Origin of the sequence: Microbacterium sp. Marseille-Q6648 (assembly GCF_943181415.1) — a bacterium.
Lineage (GTDB): Bacteria > Actinomycetota > Actinomycetes > Actinomycetales > Microbacteriaceae > Microbacterium.
The window spans coordinates 611,233-629,627 of record NZ_CALPBZ010000001.1 but is presented as its reverse complement, the minus strand read 5'-3'; the positions used below and the strand labels follow the sequence as shown (position 1 = coordinate 629,627).

15 protein-coding genes and 2 tRNA genes are annotated in these 18,395 nt (G+C 68.8%); 13 read left to right on the top strand and 4 right to left on the bottom strand.

Features of this window, described 5'->3' with window-relative positions; all coding sequences use genetic code 11:
• The first annotated feature begins 5 nt into the window (after positions 1 to 5).
• Positions 6 to 545 (top strand): gamma carbonic anhydrase family protein, encoded by a 540-nt coding sequence (locus NFR93_RS02995; RefSeq protein WP_251449899.1) that lies wholly within the window; start codon positions 6 to 8, stop codon positions 543 to 545.
• Positions 546 to 574: 29 nt separating this feature from the next.
• On the opposite strand, the gene NFR93_RS02990 is transcribed toward NFR93_RS02995, so the two are convergent.
• A tRNA-Gly gene (locus NFR93_RS02990) sits at positions 575 to 648 on the bottom strand.
• Positions 649 to 778: 130 nt separating this feature from the next.
• Between NFR93_RS02990 and NFR93_RS02985 the strand changes: the two genes are divergently transcribed.
• The 5 genes from NFR93_RS02985 (at position 779) to clpX (ending at position 5,348) form a co-directional block, all read left to right on the top strand.
• A tRNA-Pro gene (locus NFR93_RS02985) sits at positions 779 to 852 on the top strand.
• Between the two features lie 84 nt (positions 853 to 936).
• A complete protein-coding gene (tig, locus tag NFR93_RS02980) occupies positions 937 to 2,457 on the top strand; it encodes a trigger factor (protein ID WP_251449897.1) in 1,521 nt (506 codons plus the stop codon).
• Between the two features lie 144 nt (positions 2,458 to 2,601).
• Positions 2,602 to 3,189 carry an ATP-dependent Clp protease proteolytic subunit gene (locus NFR93_RS02975; protein WP_251449895.1) on the top strand — a complete coding sequence of 196 codons (588 nt, stop codon included), beginning with the start codon at positions 2,602 to 2,604 and terminating at the stop codon, positions 3,187 to 3,189.
• A 31-nt stretch (positions 3,190 to 3,220) separates the two neighbouring features.
• Entirely contained in the window at positions 3,221 to 3,892 is a 672-nt protein-coding gene (locus NFR93_RS02970; protein WP_251449894.1) for an ATP-dependent Clp protease proteolytic subunit, read from the top strand.
• A 187-nt stretch (positions 3,893 to 4,079) separates the two neighbouring features.
• Complete coding sequence (gene clpX, locus NFR93_RS02965; RefSeq protein WP_251449893.1) at positions 4,080 to 5,348, top strand: ATP-dependent Clp protease ATP-binding subunit ClpX; 1,269 nt, start codon at positions 4,080 to 4,082, stop codon at positions 5,346 to 5,348.
• A gap of 61 nt (positions 5,349 to 5,409) precedes the next feature.
• Here the strand turns inward: clpX and NFR93_RS02960 are convergent, their stop codons facing one another.
• Positions 5,410 to 7,461: a M3 family metallopeptidase gene (locus NFR93_RS02960; RefSeq protein ID WP_251449892.1), complete on the bottom strand. Its 2,052-nt coding sequence runs from the start codon at positions 7,459 to 7,461 to the stop codon at positions 5,410 to 5,412.
• A gap of 104 nt (positions 7,462 to 7,565) precedes the next feature.
• Between NFR93_RS02960 and NFR93_RS02955 the strand changes: the two genes are divergently transcribed.
• Genes NFR93_RS02955 through NFR93_RS02945 form a run of 3 tightly spaced genes read left to right on the top strand, consistent with a single transcriptional unit; the run spans position 7,566 to position 9,711 of the window.
• The gene (locus tag NFR93_RS02955; protein WP_251449891.1) at positions 7,566 to 8,210 is read left to right on the top strand and encodes an ArsR/SmtB family transcription factor; all 645 of its coding nucleotides are present in this window, start codon (positions 7,566 to 7,568) and stop codon (positions 8,208 to 8,210) included.
• Positions 8,207 to 8,416, top strand: a complete 210-nt coding sequence (locus NFR93_RS02950) for a hypothetical protein (RefSeq protein ID WP_251449889.1) — start codon at positions 8,207 to 8,209, stop codon at positions 8,414 to 8,416. The genes NFR93_RS02955 and NFR93_RS02950 overlap by 4 nt, the downstream gene beginning before the upstream one ends.
• The gene (locus NFR93_RS02945) at positions 8,413 to 9,711 is read left to right on the top strand and encodes an MFS transporter (protein ID WP_251449887.1); all 1,299 of its coding nucleotides are present in this window, start codon (positions 8,413 to 8,415) and stop codon (positions 9,709 to 9,711) included. Before NFR93_RS02950 ends, NFR93_RS02945 begins: the two co-directional genes overlap by 4 nt.
• Here NFR93_RS02945 and NFR93_RS02940 read toward each other — a convergent pair.
• Together NFR93_RS02940 and valS are read right to left on the bottom strand one after the other, a co-directional pair.
• Positions 9,704 to 9,955: a hypothetical protein gene (locus NFR93_RS02940; RefSeq protein ID WP_251449885.1), complete on the bottom strand. Its 252-nt coding sequence runs from the start codon at positions 9,953 to 9,955 to the stop codon at positions 9,704 to 9,706. The genes NFR93_RS02945 and NFR93_RS02940 overlap by 8 nt on opposite strands.
• A 1-nt stretch (position 9,956) precedes the next feature.
• Complete coding sequence (gene valS, locus NFR93_RS02935) at positions 9,957 to 12,533, bottom strand: valine--tRNA ligase (protein WP_251449883.1); 2,577 nt, start codon at positions 12,531 to 12,533, stop codon at positions 9,957 to 9,959.
• Positions 12,534 to 12,859: 326 nt separating this feature from the next.
• Here valS and ileS point away from each other — a divergent pair, with 326 nt between their 5' ends.
• From ileS to ndk, 4 genes are read left to right on the top strand one after another with little or no spacing between them, the layout of a single operon-like run.
• Positions 12,860 to 16,225, top strand: a complete 3,366-nt coding sequence (gene ileS, locus NFR93_RS02930) for an isoleucine--tRNA ligase (protein WP_251449882.1) — start codon at positions 12,860 to 12,862, stop codon at positions 16,223 to 16,225.
• Positions 16,222 to 17,574 (top strand): bifunctional folylpolyglutamate synthase/dihydrofolate synthase, encoded by a 1,353-nt coding sequence (locus tag NFR93_RS02925; protein ID WP_251449880.1) that lies wholly within the window; start codon positions 16,222 to 16,224, stop codon positions 17,572 to 17,574. The genes ileS and NFR93_RS02925 overlap by 4 nt, the downstream gene beginning before the upstream one ends.
• Positions 17,562 to 17,972 (top strand): DUF4233 domain-containing protein, encoded by a 411-nt coding sequence (locus NFR93_RS02920; protein WP_251449878.1) that lies wholly within the window; start codon positions 17,562 to 17,564, stop codon positions 17,970 to 17,972. Before NFR93_RS02925 ends, NFR93_RS02920 begins: the two co-directional genes overlap by 13 nt.
• A 1-nt stretch (position 17,973) precedes the next feature.
• Positions 17,974 to 18,390, top strand: a complete 417-nt coding sequence (gene ndk, locus NFR93_RS02915) for a nucleoside-diphosphate kinase (RefSeq protein ID WP_251449876.1) — start codon at positions 17,974 to 17,976, stop codon at positions 18,388 to 18,390.
• The last annotated feature ends 5 nt before the right edge of the window (positions 18,391 to 18,395 follow it).

The window sequence follows — 18,395 nt, the reverse complement described above, 5'->3', positions numbered from 1 at the left end:
GTCTCATGACCGTCGCCGAAGGTGCCAGCATCCTGTCGCTACCCGGGAGGGATCCCCGGCTCGACCCGACATCGTTCGTCGCTGACGGTGCGCGCATCGTCGGCGACGTGACGCTCGGCCCCGCCGTCAGCGTGTGGTACAACGCCGTCCTGCGAGCAGAGGCCGCGACGATCATCGTCGGCGAGGGCAGCAACCTGCAGGACGGGGTCGCCGTGCACGTCGACCGCGGCTTCCCCGCCGTGATCGGGGCGGACGTATCGGTGGGACACAACGCGGTCATCCACGGCTGCGCGATCGGCGACGGCTCGCTGATCGGGATGGGGGCGGTGGTGCTCAACGGCGCCCGTATCGGCGTGGAGTGCCTCGTCGCCGGGGGAGCGGTGGTGCTCGAAGGAGCCGAGATCCCCGACGGCTCACTCGTCGCCGGTGTCCCGGCGAAGGTGCGACGGGCGCTCACCGCCGAGGAGCGGGAGGGGCTTCGGCGCAACGCCGACGCGTATCGCGCCCACACGACGACACACCTCGAGGCGAGACGTCGGGGATGATCGAGCCCGCAGGCGGGCTGATCGCGGTATGGAGGGGATGACGGGAATCGAACCCGCACCATCAGTTTGGAAGACTGAGGCTCTACCATTGAGCTACATCCCCGCAGCAGCGAACTGCGGCTGGTCAAGTCTAGCGGCACCGGAGCCGCTTCTCGGACAGCGCGGGCAGGCGGCGGGTGTGTCGGCTAGACTTGCGTGGGCCGTTCGGCGTGCGTCCGCGTGCGCAGCCCGCCCGGGGCGTAGCTCAGCTTGGTAGAGCGCCCGCTTTGGGAGCGGGAGGCCGCAGGTTCAAATCCTGTCGCCCCGACTTCACGGCCCCCGAGAATTCAGGCATCCACACCTTACGACCGACCGCGCGTGCGCGCGGAACAGACGAGGAGAACGAACAGGCATGGTCACCAGCACCGTCGAGAAGCTCAGCCCGACCCGGGTGAAGCTGCACATCACGGTCAGCCCGGAAGAGCTGAAGCCGAGCATCACCCACGCGTACGAGCACATCGCACAGGACGTGCAGATCCCCGGCTTCCGCAAGGGCAAGGTGCCCGCGCCGATCATCGACCAGCGCATCGGTCGCGTGGCCGTGCTGGAGCACGCGGTGAGCGAGGGACTGGACGCCTTCTATCGTGAGGCGGTCACCGCCAACGAGCTGCGCGTGCTCGGCCGGCCCAACGCCGAGGTCACCGAGTGGCCGAACGAGAAGGACTTCTCGGGCGACCTCGAGGTCCAGGTCGAGGTGGACGTCCGCCCCGAGTTCGAGCTCCCCGCGTTCGAGGGCACCACCGTCGAGGTCGAGGCGCTCGAGGTCGACGAGGCTGCGATCGACGAGGAGCTCGACCGCCTGCGCGCGCGATTCGGCACGCTCGTGACGGTGGACCGTCCGGCGGCCTCCGGCGACTTCGTCGAGCTCGACCTGGTCGCGACGATCGACGGTGCCGAGATCGACCGCGCCGAGGGCGTGTCGTACGAGGTCGGCTCCGGCGAGCTGCTCGAGGGCATCGACGAGGCCATCGACTCGCTGACCGCGGGTGAGGCGACCACGTTCCGTTCGAAGCTCGTCGGCGGCGACCACGCCGGCGAGGAGGCTGAGGTCGCGGTCGTCGTCAAGGCGGTGAAGGAGCGTGAGCTCCCTGAGGCCGACGACGACTTCGCGCAGATCGCGAGCGAGTTCGACACCATCGCCGAGCTGCGCGAGAGCCTGTCCGAGCGCGTCTCGCAGCAGAGCGTCTTCACGCAGGGCTCGGCCGCGCGCGACAAGCTCATCGAGCAGCTGCTCGAGCAGGTCGACATCCCCGTCCCGGCCCAGCTGATCGAGGACGAGGTGCACAACCACCTCGAGGGCGAGGGGCGTCTCGAGGACGACGTCCACCGCGCGGAGGTCGCCGAGGCCAGCGAGAAGCAGTTCAAGACGCAGATGCTGCTGGATGCCATCGCCGAGAAGGTGCAGGTCCAGGTCTCGCAGGAGGAGCTCACCCAGTACCTCGTGCAGTCCTCGGCGCAGTACGGCATGGCCCCGCAGGACTTCGTCAACGCCCTCCAGGAGAACAACCAGCTTCCCGCGATGGTCGGCGAGGTCGCTCGGAACAAGGCCCTCGCGGTCGCCCTGGGCAAGGTCACCGTCGTCGACACCAACGGCAAGGCCGTCGACCTGACCGGATTCGTCGCGGTCGAGGACGAGTCCGATGACGCAGCCGACGCCGCCGAGGCCGACGCCGTCGAGGAGAAGCCCGCGAAGAAGGCCCCCGCCAAGAAGGCCCCCGCGAAGAAGAAGGCGGCAGCTGCCGACGACGCCGATGCCGCAGCCGATGACTCCTCGGCCGACGAGGCTCCGGCGAAGAAGGCTCCGGCGAAGAAGGCTCCGGCCAAGAAGGCGCCCGCGAAGAAGGCTCCGGCCGAGAAGGCCGACGCCGAGTAATCGCGAAAGTCACCGATGAGGGACGGGTGCTCCGGCATCCGTCCTTCGTCGTATCCGGCATCCGATCTGCCGAGGGCGAACACGGGCGGGTCGTCCGTGCCGCGCCGGTAGATTCGATGCGAAGCCGAGGAAACAGGAGCACACATGGCCGCAGAACCCCTTGTCGCGACGAGCGTCTTCGACAAGCTGCTGAGAGACCGCATCATCTGGCTCGGGTCGGAGGTGCGCGACGAGAACGCCAACGAGATCTGCGCGAAGATCCTTCTTCTCGCCGCGGAGGACTCGCAGAAGGACATCTACCTGTACATCAACTCCCCGGGTGGCTCGATCACGGCCGGCATGGCGATCTACGACACGATGCAGTTCGTGCCGAACGACATCGTCACCGTCGGCATCGGGATGGCCGCCTCGATGGGACAGCTGCTGCTGACCAGCGGGACGAAGGGCAAGCGCTACATCACGCCGAATGCGCGTGTGCTGCTGCACCAGCCCCACGGCGGGTTCGGTGGAACCGCCAGCGACATCCAGACCCAGGCGCAGCTGATCCTCGACATGAAGCGGCGTCTCGCAGAGATCACGGCGTCGCAGACCGGCAAGCCGGTCGAGCAGATCAACGCCGACGGTGACCGGGACCGCTGGTTCAGCGCTCAGGAAGCCCTGGAATACGGCTTCGTCGACCACATCCGCGAATCCGCGACCGACGTCATCGGCGGCGGCGGAACCGCGAACTGACGATCCGAAGGCGAAAGAGAGAGAACCCGGAATGCACACCCCCACCTTCGGCCCGTCGACCGGTCAGGGCGTCCAGATGCCCGGAAGCCGCTACATCCTCCCGCAGTTCGAGGAGCGCACGGCGTACGGCTACAAGCGTCAGGATCCCTACAACAAGCTGTTCGAGGACCGCGTCATCTTCCTCGGCGTGCAGGTCGACGACGCATCCGCCGACGATGTCATGGCTCAGCTGCTGGTTCTCGAGAGCCAGGACCCCGACCGCGACATCATCATGTACATCAACTCGCCCGGCGGCTCGTTCACCGCGATGACGGCGATCTACGACACGATGCAGTACATCTCGCCGCAGATCCAGACGGTCGTGCTGGGACAGGCGGCCTCCGCCGCCGCTGTGCTCCTCGCGGCCGGCGCGCCGGGCAAGCGACTGGCTCTGCCGAACGCTCGCGTGCTCATCCACCAGCCCGCGATGGGCGAGGCGGGTCACGGTCAGGCGTCCGACATCGAGATCCAGGCGGCGGAGATCATGCGCATGCGCACGTGGCTCGAGGCGACGCTGTCGAAGCACTCGAACAAGTCCGTCGAGGAGGTCCACAAGGACATCGACCGCGACAAGATCCTCTCGGGCGAGGAGGCCGTCACCTACGGCCTCGTCGACCAGGTGCTCACGACGCGCAAGCGCGTGCCGGCGGCGTTGACCTCGTAGCAGCGGATGCCGATCCTCGAAGCCCCGCCCCGGACGCACTCCAGGGCGGGGCTTCGGCGTGCAGCCGGCGGGATCCGACGCGGGTGTGACGACGGCGCGTCGCAATCCCCGCGCTTGTCGGCGGCACCGGTTAGGCTCGGAGGACGGTTCGGGGAGCACTCTCCCTGAGCGGAGAAGGAGGAGCGCAATGGCACGCATCGGTGAAAGCGCCGACCTGTTCAAGTGCTCTTTCTGCGGCAAGAGTCAGAAGCAGGTCCAGCAGCTCATCGCGGGGCCCGGCGTCTACATCTGCGACGAGTGCGTGGAGCTGTGCAACGAGATCATCGAAGAGCGCATGGCGGAGTCCGCCACCGGCGAGGTCGCAGAGTTCGATCTCCCCAAGCCCCGTGAGATCTACGCGTTCCTCGAGGAGTACGTCGTCGGGCAGGAATACGCCAAGCGGGCCCTGTCGGTGGCGGTGTACAACCACTACAAGCGGATCCGCGCCCACGGCACCCTGCAGACCGCTGAACAGCGGGCGGACGACATCGAGGTCGCCAAGAGCAACATCCTCCTGCTCGGACCGACCGGCTGCGGCAAGACCTACCTCGCTCAGACGCTCGCGAAGCGGCTGAACGTCCCGTTCGCGGTCGCCGATGCCACCGCACTCACCGAGGCCGGCTACGTGGGTGAGGACGTCGAGAACATCCTGCTCAAGCTGCTCCAGGCGGCGGACTTCGACACCAAGCGCGCGGAGACCGGCATCATCTACATCGACGAAGTCGACAAGGTGGCCCGAAAGGCCGAGAACCCGTCGATCACCCGCGACGTGTCCGGCGAGGGCGTGCAGCAGGCGCTGCTGAAGATCCTCGAAGGCACCGTCGCATCCGTTCCGCCCCAGGGCGGCCGGAAGCACCCGCATCAGGAGTTCATCCAGATCGACACGACGAACGTGCTGTTCATCGTCGCAGGAGCGTTCGCCGGCCTCGAGGACATCATCTCGTCGCGCGTGGGCAAGCACGGCATCGGATTCGGTGCACCGCTGCACAGCAAAGGCGACGACCTCAACCTCTTCAGCGAGGTTCAGCCCGAGGACCTGCACAAGTTCGGCCTCATCCCGGAGTTCATCGGTCGCCTTCCCGTCGTCGCATCCGTCTCGCCGCTGGACCGCGCGGCGCTCATGGAGATCCTCACCGAGCCCAAGAATGCCCTCGTGAAGCAGTACCAGCGCATGTTCGAGCTCGATGGCGTGGCGCTGGAGTTCGACATCGAAGCGCTCGAAGCGATCGCCGACCTCGCCGTGGCACGCAAGACCGGCGCCCGTGGCCTGCGCGCGATCCTCGAAGACGTGCTCGGGCCGATCATGTTCGAGATCCCGTCGACCGATGATGTCGACAAGGTGGTCATCACCCGCGCGGCGGTGCAGGACGGAGCAGCCCCCACACTGGTCCTGCGCCAGAAGCGCAAGAGCGCCTGACGCTCTCCGCGAGCGACAGCCGGGAGCGCCCGACGACCGGAGGCCGTCGGGCGCTCCGGCGTCAGGCGTTCAGCCCGCGGCGATCCAGCAGCGGGGCGATGTCGGCATCGCGACCGCGGAAGTCGCGGTAGGCCTCGAGGGGGTCCTTCGATCCGCCCACGCCGAGCAGCCGCTCACGGAATCGCTCGCCGTTCTCGCGGGTGAGTCCGCCGTTCTCGCGGAACCACTCGACCGTGTCCGCATCGAGCACCTCGCTCCAGATGTACGAGTAGTACCCGGCGCTGTACCCGCCGGAGAAGACATGGGCGAAGTAGGACGACGAGTACCGCGTCGGGACCGCAGGGTTGTCCAAGCCGATGTCGCGCAGTGCCGCAGCCTCGAATGCCGTGACGTCGATGTCGGTCGACGCCTCCTCGACCGAGAGCGAGTGCCACACCTGATCGAGCCATGCAGCAGCCAGGTACTCGCTGGTGGCGAAGCCCTGGTTGAAGCGCTCCGATGCGTGGAGCCGGTCGACCACGTCCGCGGGGAGCGGCTCGTCCGTCTCGACGTGGCGGGCGTAGGCCGCGAGTACCTCAGGCCAGAAGATCCACATCTCATTGACCTGACTGGGGAACTCGACGAAGTCGCGGAAGACGTTGGTGCCGGCGAAGTGGGGGTAGGTGACGGTGGCGAAGAGCCCGTGCAGGGCGTGGCCGAACTCGTGGAAGAGGGTGGTCACCTCGTCCAGCGTGAGCAGGGTCGGTTTTCCGGGACCGGGACGTGAGACGTTGAGGTTGTTGACCACGACGGGACTGGTGCCGCGCAGGCGGGACTGCGACACGATCGAGTTCATCCAGGCGCCACCGCGCTTGGTGTCCCGCGTGTAGAGGTCGAGGATGAAGAGCCCCAGCGCGGATCCGTCTGCTTCGTGAACCTCGAACACCCGGGCATCGGGGTGATACGCCGGCAGGTCCGGCCGCTCGCTGAACGTGACGCCGTACAGTGCGGTCGCAGCGCGGAAGACGCCGTCGTGCAGCACGCGCTCGGCCTCGAACCACGGGCGCAGAGCAGCCCGGTCGAGGTCGTACTCCGCGGCGCGCACCTTCTCGGTGTAGTAGGCCCAGTCGTGCGCTTCCAGGGCGAAGGGCTCCTCCTCGGCGTCGATGATGCGCTGCAGGGCAGACTGCTCGGTATGTGCATTCGCCGCCGCCGGTGCCGCGAGCCGGCGCAGCAGATCGTGGACGGCCGCGGGGGATCCCGCCGTCTGGTCGGATGTGACGTAGGCCGCGTGCGAGTCGTGTCCGAGCAGCGCGGCGCGCTCGGCGCGGAGCCGGACGATCTCACGCAGTGTGTCGCGGTTGTCATGCTCGTTGCCGCGGGCTCCCCGTGCTCGTGAGGCGTCGAGGATCCGGCGGCGGCTTTCGCGCCGCCTCAGCGACGCGAGGTAGGGGTGACCGGTGAACAGGGTCAGCGTGACCACGAATGCCCCGTCCAGACCTCGGTCTGCGGCCGCTCGCGACGCTGCGGACAACTCGCCTTCGCCGAGGCCCTCCAGTTCGGTCGCATCCTCGAACACCACCGCCAGGTCATTGGTGTCGGCCAGGAGGTTCTTCTCGAACGCGGTCGTCAGCGTTGACAGACGCTGATTGATCTCGGTGAGACGAGCCTTCGCCTCCGCGTCGAGTCCCGCGCCGGCCTGAGTCATCTCGCGGTGGAGGCGCTCGACGAGATAACGCTGCTCGGGGGTCAGCGCGAGATCCTCCCGTGCCGCGTGCACCGCCGACACCCGCTCGTAGAGCCCCGCGTCGAGCTGGATCGAATCGTGGTGCGCGGACATGAGCGGCGCGAGTTCCTGCTCCACCGCCTGGATCTCTGTCGTGGCGTCTGCGGAAGACACCGTGTAGAAGGTCCGCGCGACATCGCCGAGAAGCCGCCCGCTGCGCTCGAGCGCCTCGATGGTGTTCTCGAAGTCCGCAGGGTCCGGTGAACCGACGATCGCGGCCACCTCGGCGGTCTGCTCTGCGAACGCGCGCTCGAAGGCCGGTAGGTAGTGATGGGCGCGGATCGCGGGGTAGTCCGGCAGGAGATAGGGAAGGGGTGACGGAGTGAGAAGGGGGTTGTCGTCGAGCATGCGAGCCAGCCTATGGGGCCGACTCCGCCAATGAGGCCGGCATGCAGAGAAAATATTGCAAAGGAATGCTTGCAAAGGTCCCTTTGCAGTAATACTCTGTGACCATGAGCGAAGAACGAGGCGCCGCCGCTGACGTGCACGACGCGATCGCCCGCGTGGAAGAGCGTCACCGTGGCGACCGCGTGCTCGATACCGGCGCTCTGCGCGCTCTGGCGCACCCACTGCGCGTGCAGATCTACGACATCCTCAGCCAGTACGGACCGCAGACGGCCAGTTCCCTCGCAGAGCGGTTGGGAGAGTCAAGCGGCTCGACCAGCTACCACCTGCGGGCGCTCGCCAAGCACGATCTCATCAGGGAGGTCGAGGGGCGCGGCACCGCTCGGGAGCGCTGGTGGGAGCGGCCCGTGGGCGGGGTGTCGTTCGCGAACCCCGAGGCCATGAAGACGCCCGCCGGCCGCTCCGCCACGCAGTTGATCATGAGCGAGTTCCTGCGCAATCGACAGGAGCAGTTGATGCGGTTCCTGCGCTCGGGTATGGCCGAGGAGGGCGGCGACTGGCACGAGGGCAGCATGGTGTCCACCGCGACCGCGCGGCTCACGCCCGAGCAGAGCAACGAGCTCACGCACCGCATCATGGCGATCATCGACGAGACCGTCGACCGGTATCGCGACCAGACGGGGGAAGACGTCCGCCCCGTCACCATCCGCGCGGACGTCTTCCCCCTTCCCCAACTAGGAGACGCGTCATGAGCACGCTCACCGCAACCCACACCGTCCTCGGCACGACCTCGCTCGATCGGATGCTCCTGCGGGCGGCATCCGGAATCGACCGGCTCGTCGCCGCCCGCATCGTCCGCCGAGTGGACGCGATCGACGCCGCCCCCGCGTGGGAGCGCGCCGACGACGCACGGCGTCGCGCGCAGGCGCTCGGTGCCCTCGGGATGCTTCCACGATGACCGGAGCGGTCGCCTCCGGCACGGTCCGAGACGACACGGTGCGATCGCCGCTCGGCCGCGACTTCCGCAAGCTCTGGACCGCCGCCGCCTTCAGCAACCTCGCAGACGGCATCGGCCGTACCGCGGTCCCGCTGATCGCGACGACGTTGACGCGGGATCCGGTCGCCATCGCCGCCATCGGGGCGCTCGCGTTCGTCCCCTGGCTCGTGTTCGGCCTTCCCGCGGGCATGCTCGTGGACCGGTTCGATCGGCGCCGGATGATGGCGGTCGCCAACGTCCTGCGCGCGGGTGTGGCTCTGGTGCTCGCCGTTCTGACCGTCAGCGGCACCTTGACGATCTGGTGGCTGTTCCTGGCGGTCCTGGTCTTCGGTCTGGGCGAAACGCTCTTCGACAACGCCACGAATGCGATCGTGCCCGCGATCGTGGAGCGCCGCTCGCTGGACCGGGCCAACGGGTGGATGCAGGCCGCACAGGTGACGATCGACAGCTTCATCGCGACGCCGATCGGGGGCGTGCTCTTCGCCGTCTCGCTCGCCCTTCCGCTGTGGGTCGGGGCCGGCGGATACCTCGTGCCGGTCGTCCTGGCTGTGCTGCTGCCACTGAGCGCGTCACGGGCGCTGCAGGCTCACCTGGGTGCTGACGGCGGCGCGCGGGGCGATCGGGAACGACAGCCGACCACCCGGGAGGCACTGGACTATCTCCGCCGCCACCGATTCCTGCGCTCGCTCGTGGGCTTCACCGCGGTCGTCGGCTCGGCGTTCGCCTTCGCGCAGGCGCCCACCGTGCTGTACTTCCTCGACGAGCTCGCGGTGGCGCCGGCTGCGATCGGACTGGTCACGGCCGGAATCGGTCTGGGCGCGCTCGGCGGGTCGCTCATCGCCCCGCGGCTGGTGGCGCGCTTCGGCCGTGGCCCGGTCATGCTCGGCGCCAACGTCGTCGCGGCGATCGGCCTCGCAGGGGTGTGGGCGGCGCCCGGAATCGCCGCGGGAATCGTCTCGTACGCGGTGATGGCCTGCGCGGTGTCGTGCTGGAACGTTCCGTGGGCGTCGCTGCGCCAGGCCCTCGTGCCGCCGCAGATGTTCGGTCGCGTGCTCGGGACGATCCGCACCGTCACGTGGGGTGTCTTCCCCTTCGCGACACTCCTGGGCGGGCTCGTCGCCCGCACGGATCTTCGGCTGCCCTACCTGATCGCCGCGATCGTGACGTTGACAGCCGTCGTCGTCGCCGCCCGTCTGCTGCTTCAGGCGTCGCAGCAGACGGAGCACGGGGCCACCGCGCCGGCGACCGTCAGCTGAGCGGGGACTCGTCCCCGACGTGCGAGACGACCGCGTTGCCGTCGTCGTCGAGTGACACCAGCACGCCGCTGTCCAGCTCGGCGATGGGCTTGCCCTCGAGCCAGGTGAGCGTCCAGCGCGGGCGCGGCTGCCCCAGCTGGTCGCCGGGGATGACGGAGTCCACATCGCGGATGCCGCGAGCAAGGCTGTCCGGCACCGCGCGCGGCGGTTCGTCTCCGGACGTCCATCGGGTTCCGAGTTGCATGTCAGACCTCCTGTGGTGCGAGTTCGATGTGGTCGACGGCGAGGCCGTCACCGCCCGGCACGAGCTCCAGTGACGCGATCCGGCCGACCGCCTTGAGATCGTCGACGGCCAGACGCAGGGCCTCGATCCTGCGGTCGTCCGCGCGCAGCGTGAGCGCGGCGACGGGGGTCTTCTGCGATGCCTTGGCCTCGGTCTTGGCGCGGCGGACGCCGATGAGCGCTTCGCTCGCGGTGGAGAGGATGGCGGCGTCTCCGTCGATACCCAGCGGCTCGGGCCACGCGGACGAGTGGATCGAGCCGTCGTTGAACCACGACCAGGCTTCCTCGGACGCGAACGCGAGCACGGGGGCGAACAGCCGGAGCATGGTCGACATCGCGCTGCGGAGCGCGAGGGCGGCGGATGCCTGTCCCGGATCGGCCTGGTCGTAGGCGCGCTCCTTCACCAGCTCGAGGTAGTCGTCGCAGAACGTCCAGAAGAACGACTCGGTGACTTCGAGCGCCCGCGCGTGGTCGTAGCCTTCCATGGCCTTCGTGGCCTCACGGACGACGCCGTCGAGCGTCGCGAGCATGGACGCATCGAGAGGATGGGTCACTTCGGCGGCGTCGGCGGCGGGGAACGACAAGACGAACTTGGCGGCGTTCAGCACCTTGATCGCCAGGCGCCGGCCGATCTTGATCTGCGTCGGGTTCTGCGGATCGAACGCGGCGTCGGTTCCGAGGCGGCTCGACGCCGCCCAGTAGCGGACAGCGTCCGAACCGTGCTGGGTCAGGATGTCCGCGGGCGTGACGACGTTGCCTTTGGACTTCGACATCTTCTTGCGGTCGGGGTCGACGATGAAGCCGGAGATGGCGGCATCCCGCCACGGCGCGCGAGCATCCTCCAGGGCGCTGCGCAGCATCGTCGAGAAGAGCCACGTGCGGATGATGTCCTGACCCTGCGGGCGCAGGTCGAAGGGTGACACCAGCTGCCACAGTTCCTCGTCGCGCTGCCATCCGCCCGCCAGCTGCGGAGTGAGCGAAGAGGTCGCCCAGGTGTCGAAGATGTCGCTCTCGCCCTCGAACCCGCCGGGGACGCCGCGCTGGTCCGCGCTGAAACCGGGCGGAACGCCCGTGGTGGGATCCACCGGAAGCTGCGCGGCATCGGGCACGATTACTCGGTCGTAGTCCCGTTCCCCGTCGGCGTCGAGGCCGTACCAGACGGGAATCGGCACCCCGAAGAACCGCTGACGCGAGACCAGCCAGTCGCCGGTGAGGCCGTTGGTCCAGTTCTCGAATCGGACCCGCATGAAGTCGGGGAACCATCGCATCTCACGACCGAGACCGATCAGCCGCTCGCGGAGCTGCTCGTCCCGCGCGCCGTTGCGGACGTACCACTGGCGGGTCGACACGATCTCGAGCGGCCGATCGCCCTTCTCGTAGAACTTCACAGGGTGGGTGAAGGAACGGGGCTCGCCGATCAGATCCCCAGAGTCGCGCAGCAGCTCGACGATCTGCTTCTTCGCGCTGAAGACCGTCTTCCCCGCAAGCTGGGCGTAGGCCTGGCGACCGCGCTCGGAGACGATCACGTCGGGGGCCTCGGGCATCACGCGGCCGTCCTGACCCAGGATCGTGCGGTTGGGAAGGTCGAGCTCACGCCACCAGATGATGTCGGTCACATCGCCGAAGGTGCAGATCATCGCGATGCCGGATCCCTTGTCCTGCTGGGCCAGGGGGTGGGCCAGGATGGGCACCTCGACGTCGAACAGCGGCGTGCGCACGGTCGAGCCGAAGTGGGCGCGGTACCGCTCGTCGTCGGGATGGGCGACCAGAGCGACGCAAGCGGGGAGGAGCTCGGGACGGGTCGTCTCGATCTGGATGTCGCCGGAGCCGTCCGAGAAGGCGAACGACACGCGGTGGTACGCCGCCGGCTGCTCGCGATCCTCGAGCTCGGCCTGCGCGATCGCCGAGCGGAAGTCGATGTCCCACAGGGTGGGCGCGAGCGCCTGGTACGCCTCGCCGCGCTCGAGGTTGCGCAGGAAGGCCTGCTGGCTGCTGCGCATGGTGTCGTCCGAGATCGTCCGGTACGTCTGCGTCCAGTCGACGCTGAGGCCCAGGGACCGCCACAGGTTCTCGAAGTGCTTCTCGTCCTCGACGGTCAGGCGCTCGCACAGCTCGATGAAGTTGCGGCGGCTGATCGGGATCTGATCAGCCGCGCGGCTGCTCTTGTTGTCGCCGCCCTCGTACGGGGGAGCGAAATCGGGGTCGTAGGGGAGCGCCGGGTCGCAGCGGACGCCGTAGTAGTTCTGCACGCGGCGCTCGGTCGGCAGCCCGTTGTCGTCCCATCCCATCGGGTAGAAGACGGTCTTGCCGCGCATCCGCTCGAAGCGGACCTTCACATCGGTGTGGGTGTAGCTGAACACGTGTCCGATGTGGAGACTCCCCGAAGCGGTCGGCGGCGGCGTGTCGACCGAGTAGATGCCGTTGCGCCCGACCTGGCGTGCGCGGTCACGGTCGAAGAGGTACGTGCCCTGCTCGTTCCAGCGCGCGTCCCATGCGGCCTCCAGGCCTTCGAGCGCCGGCTTGTCGGGAATGGCGGCCATGGGTTCTCCTCGCGCGATATGTGCGGCACTGTGTGAGCGTGCCTGAGTGTGGGTGACGGTCGATTCTATCCGCCGGGGCGTTAGAATCGACGCACACGCATCGATCCGGCCATCACCGGGGAGCACTCGGAAGAACATCGGGGCCGACACCCTCGACCACTAGAACCGAGCGGGGCAGGCCCGTCACAGCCGCAGTGAGAGAGGGCACTCCTGCTTCTCGAGATGGCGCTGCCGGCGGCATCAGGGTGCGGGAGGGTCAATGCGGGGTGGTACCGCGGCTTCGAAGAGTCGTCCTCGCAGGAAGCATCGCAACCTGCTGGAGTGACATGACCTACCCGAAGTCCTCGTTCGGCCCCGCGGCCGACTCCGTCGTGCCGAGCCCCCGGTTCCCCGCCATCGAGAGCGACACTCTGGCGTTCTGGGAGGCCGACGACACCTTCCGCGCCTCGATCGCCCAGCGCGAGGGCTCACCCGAGTGGGTCTTCTACGACGGCCCGCCGTTCGCCAACGGCCTGCCCCATTACGGTCATCTGCTCACCGGGTACGCGAAGGACGTCTTCCCCCGGTTCCAGACGATGCGCGGCAAGAAGGTCGACCGCGTGTTCGGCTGGGACACCCACGGGCTCCCTGCCGAGCTCGAGGCGATGAAGCAGCTCGGGATCACCGAGAAGGACGAGATCGAGCGCATGGGCGTGGCCACCTTCAACGCGAAGGCCCGCGCGTCGGTGTTGGAGTACACCCGGGAGTGGGAGGACTACGTCACCCGGCAGGCCCGCTGGGTCGACTTCGAACGGGGGTACAAGACCCTCGACACCACGTACATGGAGTCGGTGCTGTGGGCCTTCAAGTCTCTGCACGACAAGGGTCTGGCCTATGAGGGTCATCGCGTTCTGCCGTATTGCTGGCGCGACGAGACGCCGCTGTCGAGCCACGAGCTGCGCATGGACGACGACGTCTACAAGATGCGGCAGGACCCGTCCGTCACCGTCACCTTCCCGCTCGTCGGGCTCAAGGCCGAGGCGCTCGGGCTGACCGGTGTGCGGGCGCTGGCGTGGACGACGACGCCCTGGACCCTGCCGACCAACCTCGCGCTGGCCGTCGGTCCCGACATCCGCTACGTGGTGGTCCCCGGCGGTCCCGCCGGCGCGGCCGACGTGCACCACGCCCCCGACGGCCACGCCGACGAGCCGGCCGAAGCGTACGCGCACCGGTACCTGCTGGCCGAGGAGCTCCTGGCCGGCTACGCGAAGGATCTGGGCTACGACTCGGCCGAGGCGGCTCGTGAGGCCGTCGTGCAGACGGTCCTGGGGTCGGAGCTGGCCGACGTGTCGTACGACCGCCTGTTCGATTACTACGCGGATGCCGATGTCTGGGGGACGCGCGACGCATGGCGGATCCTCGTCGACGACTATGTCTCGACGGCGGACGGGACGGGCATCGTGCATCAGGCTCCCGCATACGGCGAGGACGACCAGCGGATCACCGAAGCGGCCGGCATCCCGCTCATCATGAGTCTCGACGACGGCGGCCGCTTCCTCCCGCAGGTCGCCGACGTCGCCGGTCAGCTGTGGATGGACGCGAACACGCCGCTCATCCGACTGCTCCGGCAGAACGGGCGGCTGCTGCGGCTGGCCAGTTACGACCACTCGTATCCGCACTGCTGGCGCTGCCGGAATCCGCTCATCTACAAGGCGGTCTCGAGCTGGTTCGTGCGCGTGACCGACCTCAAGGACCGGCTGCTCGAGAACAACGAGCAGATCACCTGGGTTCCCGACAACGTCAAGCACGGACAGTTCGGCAAGTGGCTCGAGGGCGCGCGGGACTGGTCGATCAGCCGCAACCGCTACTGGGGGTCGCCGATCCCGGTGTGGAAGAGCGACGACCCCGCGTACCCGCGAGTGGACGTGTACGGCTCCCTCGAAGAGCTCGAGCGCGACTTCGGACGTCTGCCCGTCGACGAGGCCGGTCAGGTCGACCTGCACCGCCCGTTCATCGACGGGCTCACCCGCCCCAACCCCGACGACCCGACCGGCACGAGCACGATGCGCCGCATCGAGGACGTGCTCGACGTGTGGTTCGACTCCGCCTCGATGCCCTACGCACAGGTCCACTATCCGTTCGAGAACCGCGAGTGGTTCGACACCCACGCTCCGGCGGATTTCATCGTGGAGTACATCGGCCAGACGCGCGGCTGGTTCTACGTGATGCACGTCCTGTCGACGGCGCTGTTCGACCGGCCGGCGTTCACCGGTGTGTCCTGCCACGGCATCGTCCTCGGCAGCGACGGCCAGAAGATGTCGAAGTCGCTGCGCAACTACCCCGATGTGAGCGAAGTGTTCGACCGCGACGGATCCGACGCGATGCGATGGTTCCTCATGTCGTCGTCGGTCCTTCGCGGCGGCAACCTTGTCGTCACCGAGGACGGGATCCGCGCGGGCGTCCGCGAATTCATGCTCCCGCTGTGGAACGCGTGGTACTTCTTCGCCACGTACGCCAACGCCGCGGGCGGGCCGGACGGTTCGGGCTATGCGGCGACGTGGCGCACCGACTCGACGAACGTGCTCGACCGGTACATCCTGGCGCTGCTGGGCGATCTCGTCCGCGGCGTCGCCGAAGACCTCGAGGGCCTGGATTCGACGATGGCCGCGGCGAAGCTGCGCGACTTCGCCGAGGCGCTGACCAACTGGTTCATCCGCCGTTCCCGCGACCGGTTCTGGGTGGGGGTGTCGGACGACCCCGCCAGCCGCGAGGCGTTCGACACGCTCTACACCGTGCTCGAGACGCTGACGCGGGTGGCGGCTCCGCTGCTGCCGCTGGTCTCGGAGCGGGTGTGGCAGGGGTTGACCGGCGGGCGCAGCGTGCACCTCGCCGACTGGCCCGACGCCGCCGCGTTCCCTGCCGCCGACGACATCCGTTCGGCGATGGATGCTGTCCGCGAGGTCTCCAGCGTCGCCAACGCGCTGCGCAAGAAAGAGGGCAAGCGGGTTCGTCTGCCCCTCGCGCGGCTCACCGTGGTGCGGCCCGCAGCAGCATCCCTCGCCCAGTTCGATGACATCCTCCGCGACGAGCTGAACGTCAAGGCGGTGGAGCTGGTGGACCAGGGGCCGGGCACGGCGGCGCAGTACGGCATCAGCCACCGGCTGTCGGTGAACGCCCGCGCGGCGGGTCCCCGGCTCGGCAAGCAGGTGCAGGTGGCGATCCGCGCTGCGAAGAGCGGCGAGTGGTCGGAGGCCGACGGGGTGGTGACCGCAGGCGGCATCCCGCTGGAACCGGGCGAGTACGACCTCGTGCTCGAGACGACGGGCCGACCCGAGGGGGAGGCGCTCGCGCTCCTGCCCGGCGGCGGCTTCGTCCTGCTGGACACCGCCACCACGTCCGAGCTCGAAGCCGAGGGTCTCGCACGCGATGTCATCCGAGCCGTTCAGGACACCCGGAAGGCCGCCGGATTCGACGTCAGCGATCGCATCCGCCTGGAGCTGCGCTTCGACGACCAGGCCGACGCGGCCGCGGTCTCGTCGGCCTTCGACGTCGCCGACGTGGCGGGCGAGACGCTCGCCACCACGCACGCCGTCGTCGTCGGGGCGCGGCCGGACGCCACCCCGGGGCACGCCGCGACCTTCTCCGCCGGAGCGTTCGCGAACCAGGGCGCCTTCACCGTGACCGTCGAGCGCGCGACGGAGGCTGCCCGATGAGCGACGATCGGGCGCGCGCCGACCGCGTGTACGAGGCCCTGCTCGAGCGCCAGGGGGAGCGCTGGGTGCAGCCGCGCGTGGAGCGCACGCGTCGTCTGCTGGAGCTGCTCGACGACCCGCAGCGGACGTATCGCGTCATCCACGTCACGGGGACCAACGGCAAGACCTCGACCAGCCGCATCATCGAGAGCCTGGTGCGGGCGCACGGTCTGCGCACCGGGCTGTTCACCAGCCCCCACCTGGAGCGGTTCACCGAACGCGTCATGATCGACGGCGAGCCGATCTCGGATGCCGGGATCGCCGACGCGTGGGATGAGATCGCGCCGTTCGTCGACCTGGTCGACGCGGAGCTGGCAGCCGCCGGGGACGCCGCGCTCACCTTCTTCGAGCTGCTCACCGTCCTGGCGTTCGTCGCGTTCGCCGATGCTCCGATCGACGTTCTCGTGCTCGAGGTGGGCATGGGCGGTGCGTGGGACTCCACCAACACCGCGGACGGCGATGTGGCCGTCTTCGCGCCGATCGACATCGACCACGTCGACCGGCTCGGATCCACGATCACCGAGATCGCCGGCGTGAAGGCGGGCATCATCAAAGACGGAGCAGCCGTCGTCTCGGCACGTCAGGACGCCGCCGCCGCGCAGGTGCTCAGGGACGCGGCGGCGCGACACGGCGCCACCATCGCCTTCGAGGGCGAGGATTTCCGGCTTGCGGAGCAGCGGCTCGCCGTGGGTGGTCAGCTGATCACCGTGCAGGGACTCGGGGGCTCGTACGCCGACGAGTACCTGCCGGTGTACGGCGGACACCAGGGTTTCAACGCGGCGCTGGCGATCGCCGCCGTCGAGTCGCTCCTGGGTGCTCAGCGTCCGATCGCCGGCGACGTGCTGGCAGAGGGGCTCGGTCAGGCGACCTCGCCCGGCCGGCTTCAGCTCGTGGGCGCCGCCCCCACCGTCCTGGTGGATGCCGCGCACAATCCGCACGGTGCCCGCGCCCTCGTCGTCGCGCTGCGGGAATCCTTCGACTTCGACGAGTGGGGCGTGGTGCTCGGGGTCCTCGGAGACAAGGACGCAGCCGGGATCGTGGACGCCCTCGCCCCTGTCGCGACGCACGTGTTCGCCACCGTGCCCGACTCGGACCGCGCGGCCGACGCGGAACTCCTCGCCGACCTCGTGGAGGCCCGCGGCGGCCGGGTCACCGTGCACACCTCTCTTGCGGATGCCGCGGATGAGGCGCGCGCGTGGGCTGCGGCATCCGATCGCCGGGCCGTCGTCATCGCCGGATCGGTGGTCCTGGCCGGCGAAGCCCTGTCGCTCGCCGAATCCGAGGACTGGAAGGCGGGGTGGACGTCGTGACCGCCCCGGCCGAACGCCTCCCGCGTCGCCGTCGCGGAGCCCGGGAGTCGCTGGCGTCCATCGTGCTGGCCTTCGAGTCGGTGATCGTCTTCCTCGGCGGCATGACCGTCTACGGCCTGCGTGCCCTGCCCGAGGGCATCGAGCCCTGGTGGGGCATCGTCGGGGGAGTGGTGCTCGCGGCGCTGATGATCGTCACCGGCCGCCTGGTGCGGTACCCGTGGGGGATCGCCGTCGGCTGGGTGCTTCAGGTGATCGTCGCCCTCGGCGGGCTGCTCGTGCCGGCCCTGCTGCTGGTCGCCCTCATTTTCGGGGGCATGTACGCGTATGCGACGATCAAGGGAGGCGCGCTCGACCGGCGCAATGCCGGGCTCGCCGCAGACCAGCCGAACGGAGACTGACATGGCCACCGAAGAGACCCTCGTCCTCATCAAGCCCGACGGGGTCGCCCGAGGACTGACCGGGGCGATCCTCGCCCGCGTCGAGGCGAAGGGCTACTCGCTCGTCGACCTGCGCCTGGTGGAACCCGATCGCGCCCGTCTGGAGCAGCATTACGCCGAGCACGCCGGCAAGCCGTTCTACGAGCCGCTGGTGGAGTTCATGATGTCGGGCCCGTCGGTGGCGATCCGCCTCGCGGGCAACCGTGTGATCGAGGGGTTCCGCTCTCTCGCCGGCACGACCGACCCGACCACGGCCGCTCCCGGGACGATCCGCGGCGACCTCGGCAGGGACTGGGGGCTGAAGGTTCAGCAGAATCTCGTCCACGGCTCCGACAGCCCCGAATCCGCAGCCCGAGAGCTTCAGATCTGGTTCGGCTGATCTTC

Excerpts from the sequence above, each read along its gene's own strand:
- tig (WP_251449897.1), top strand. The coding sequence starts at position 937 with ATGGTCACCAGCACCGTCGAGAAGCTCAGCCCGACCCGGGTGAAGCTG.
- NFR93_RS02925 (WP_251449880.1), top strand. The coding sequence starts at position 16,222 with ATGAGCGACGATCGGGCGCGCGCCGACCGCGTGTACGAGGCCCTGCTC.
- NFR93_RS02970 (WP_251449894.1), top strand. The coding sequence starts at position 3,221 with ATGCACACCCCCACCTTCGGCCCGTCGACCGGTCAGGGCGTCCAGATG.
- NFR93_RS02945 (WP_251449887.1), top strand. The coding sequence starts at position 8,413 with ATGACCGGAGCGGTCGCCTCCGGCACGGTCCGAGACGACACGGTGCGA.
- ndk (WP_251449876.1), top strand. The coding sequence starts at position 17,974 with ATGGCCACCGAAGAGACCCTCGTCCTCATCAAGCCCGACGGGGTCGCC.
- NFR93_RS02995 (WP_251449899.1), top strand. The coding sequence starts at position 6 with ATGACCGTCGCCGAAGGTGCCAGCATCCTGTCGCTACCCGGGAGGGAT.
- NFR93_RS02975 (WP_251449895.1), top strand. The coding sequence starts at position 2,602 with ATGGCCGCAGAACCCCTTGTCGCGACGAGCGTCTTCGACAAGCTGCTG.
- ileS (WP_251449882.1), top strand. The coding sequence starts at position 12,860 with ATGACCTACCCGAAGTCCTCGTTCGGCCCCGCGGCCGACTCCGTCGTG.
- valS (WP_251449883.1), bottom strand. The coding sequence starts at position 12,533 with ATGGCCGCCATTCCCGACAAGCCGGCGCTCGAAGGCCTGGAGGCCGCA.
- NFR93_RS02940 (WP_251449885.1), bottom strand. The coding sequence starts at position 9,955 with ATGCAACTCGGAACCCGATGGACGTCCGGAGACGAACCGCCGCGCGCG.
- clpX (WP_251449893.1), top strand. The coding sequence starts at position 4,080 with ATGGCACGCATCGGTGAAAGCGCCGACCTGTTCAAGTGCTCTTTCTGC.
- NFR93_RS02960 (WP_251449892.1), bottom strand. The coding sequence starts at position 7,461 with ATGCTCGACGACAACCCCCTTCTCACTCCGTCACCCCTTCCCTATCTC.
- NFR93_RS02955 (WP_251449891.1), top strand. The coding sequence starts at position 7,566 with ATGAGCGAAGAACGAGGCGCCGCCGCTGACGTGCACGACGCGATCGCC.
- NFR93_RS02950 (WP_251449889.1), top strand. The coding sequence starts at position 8,207 with ATGAGCACGCTCACCGCAACCCACACCGTCCTCGGCACGACCTCGCTC.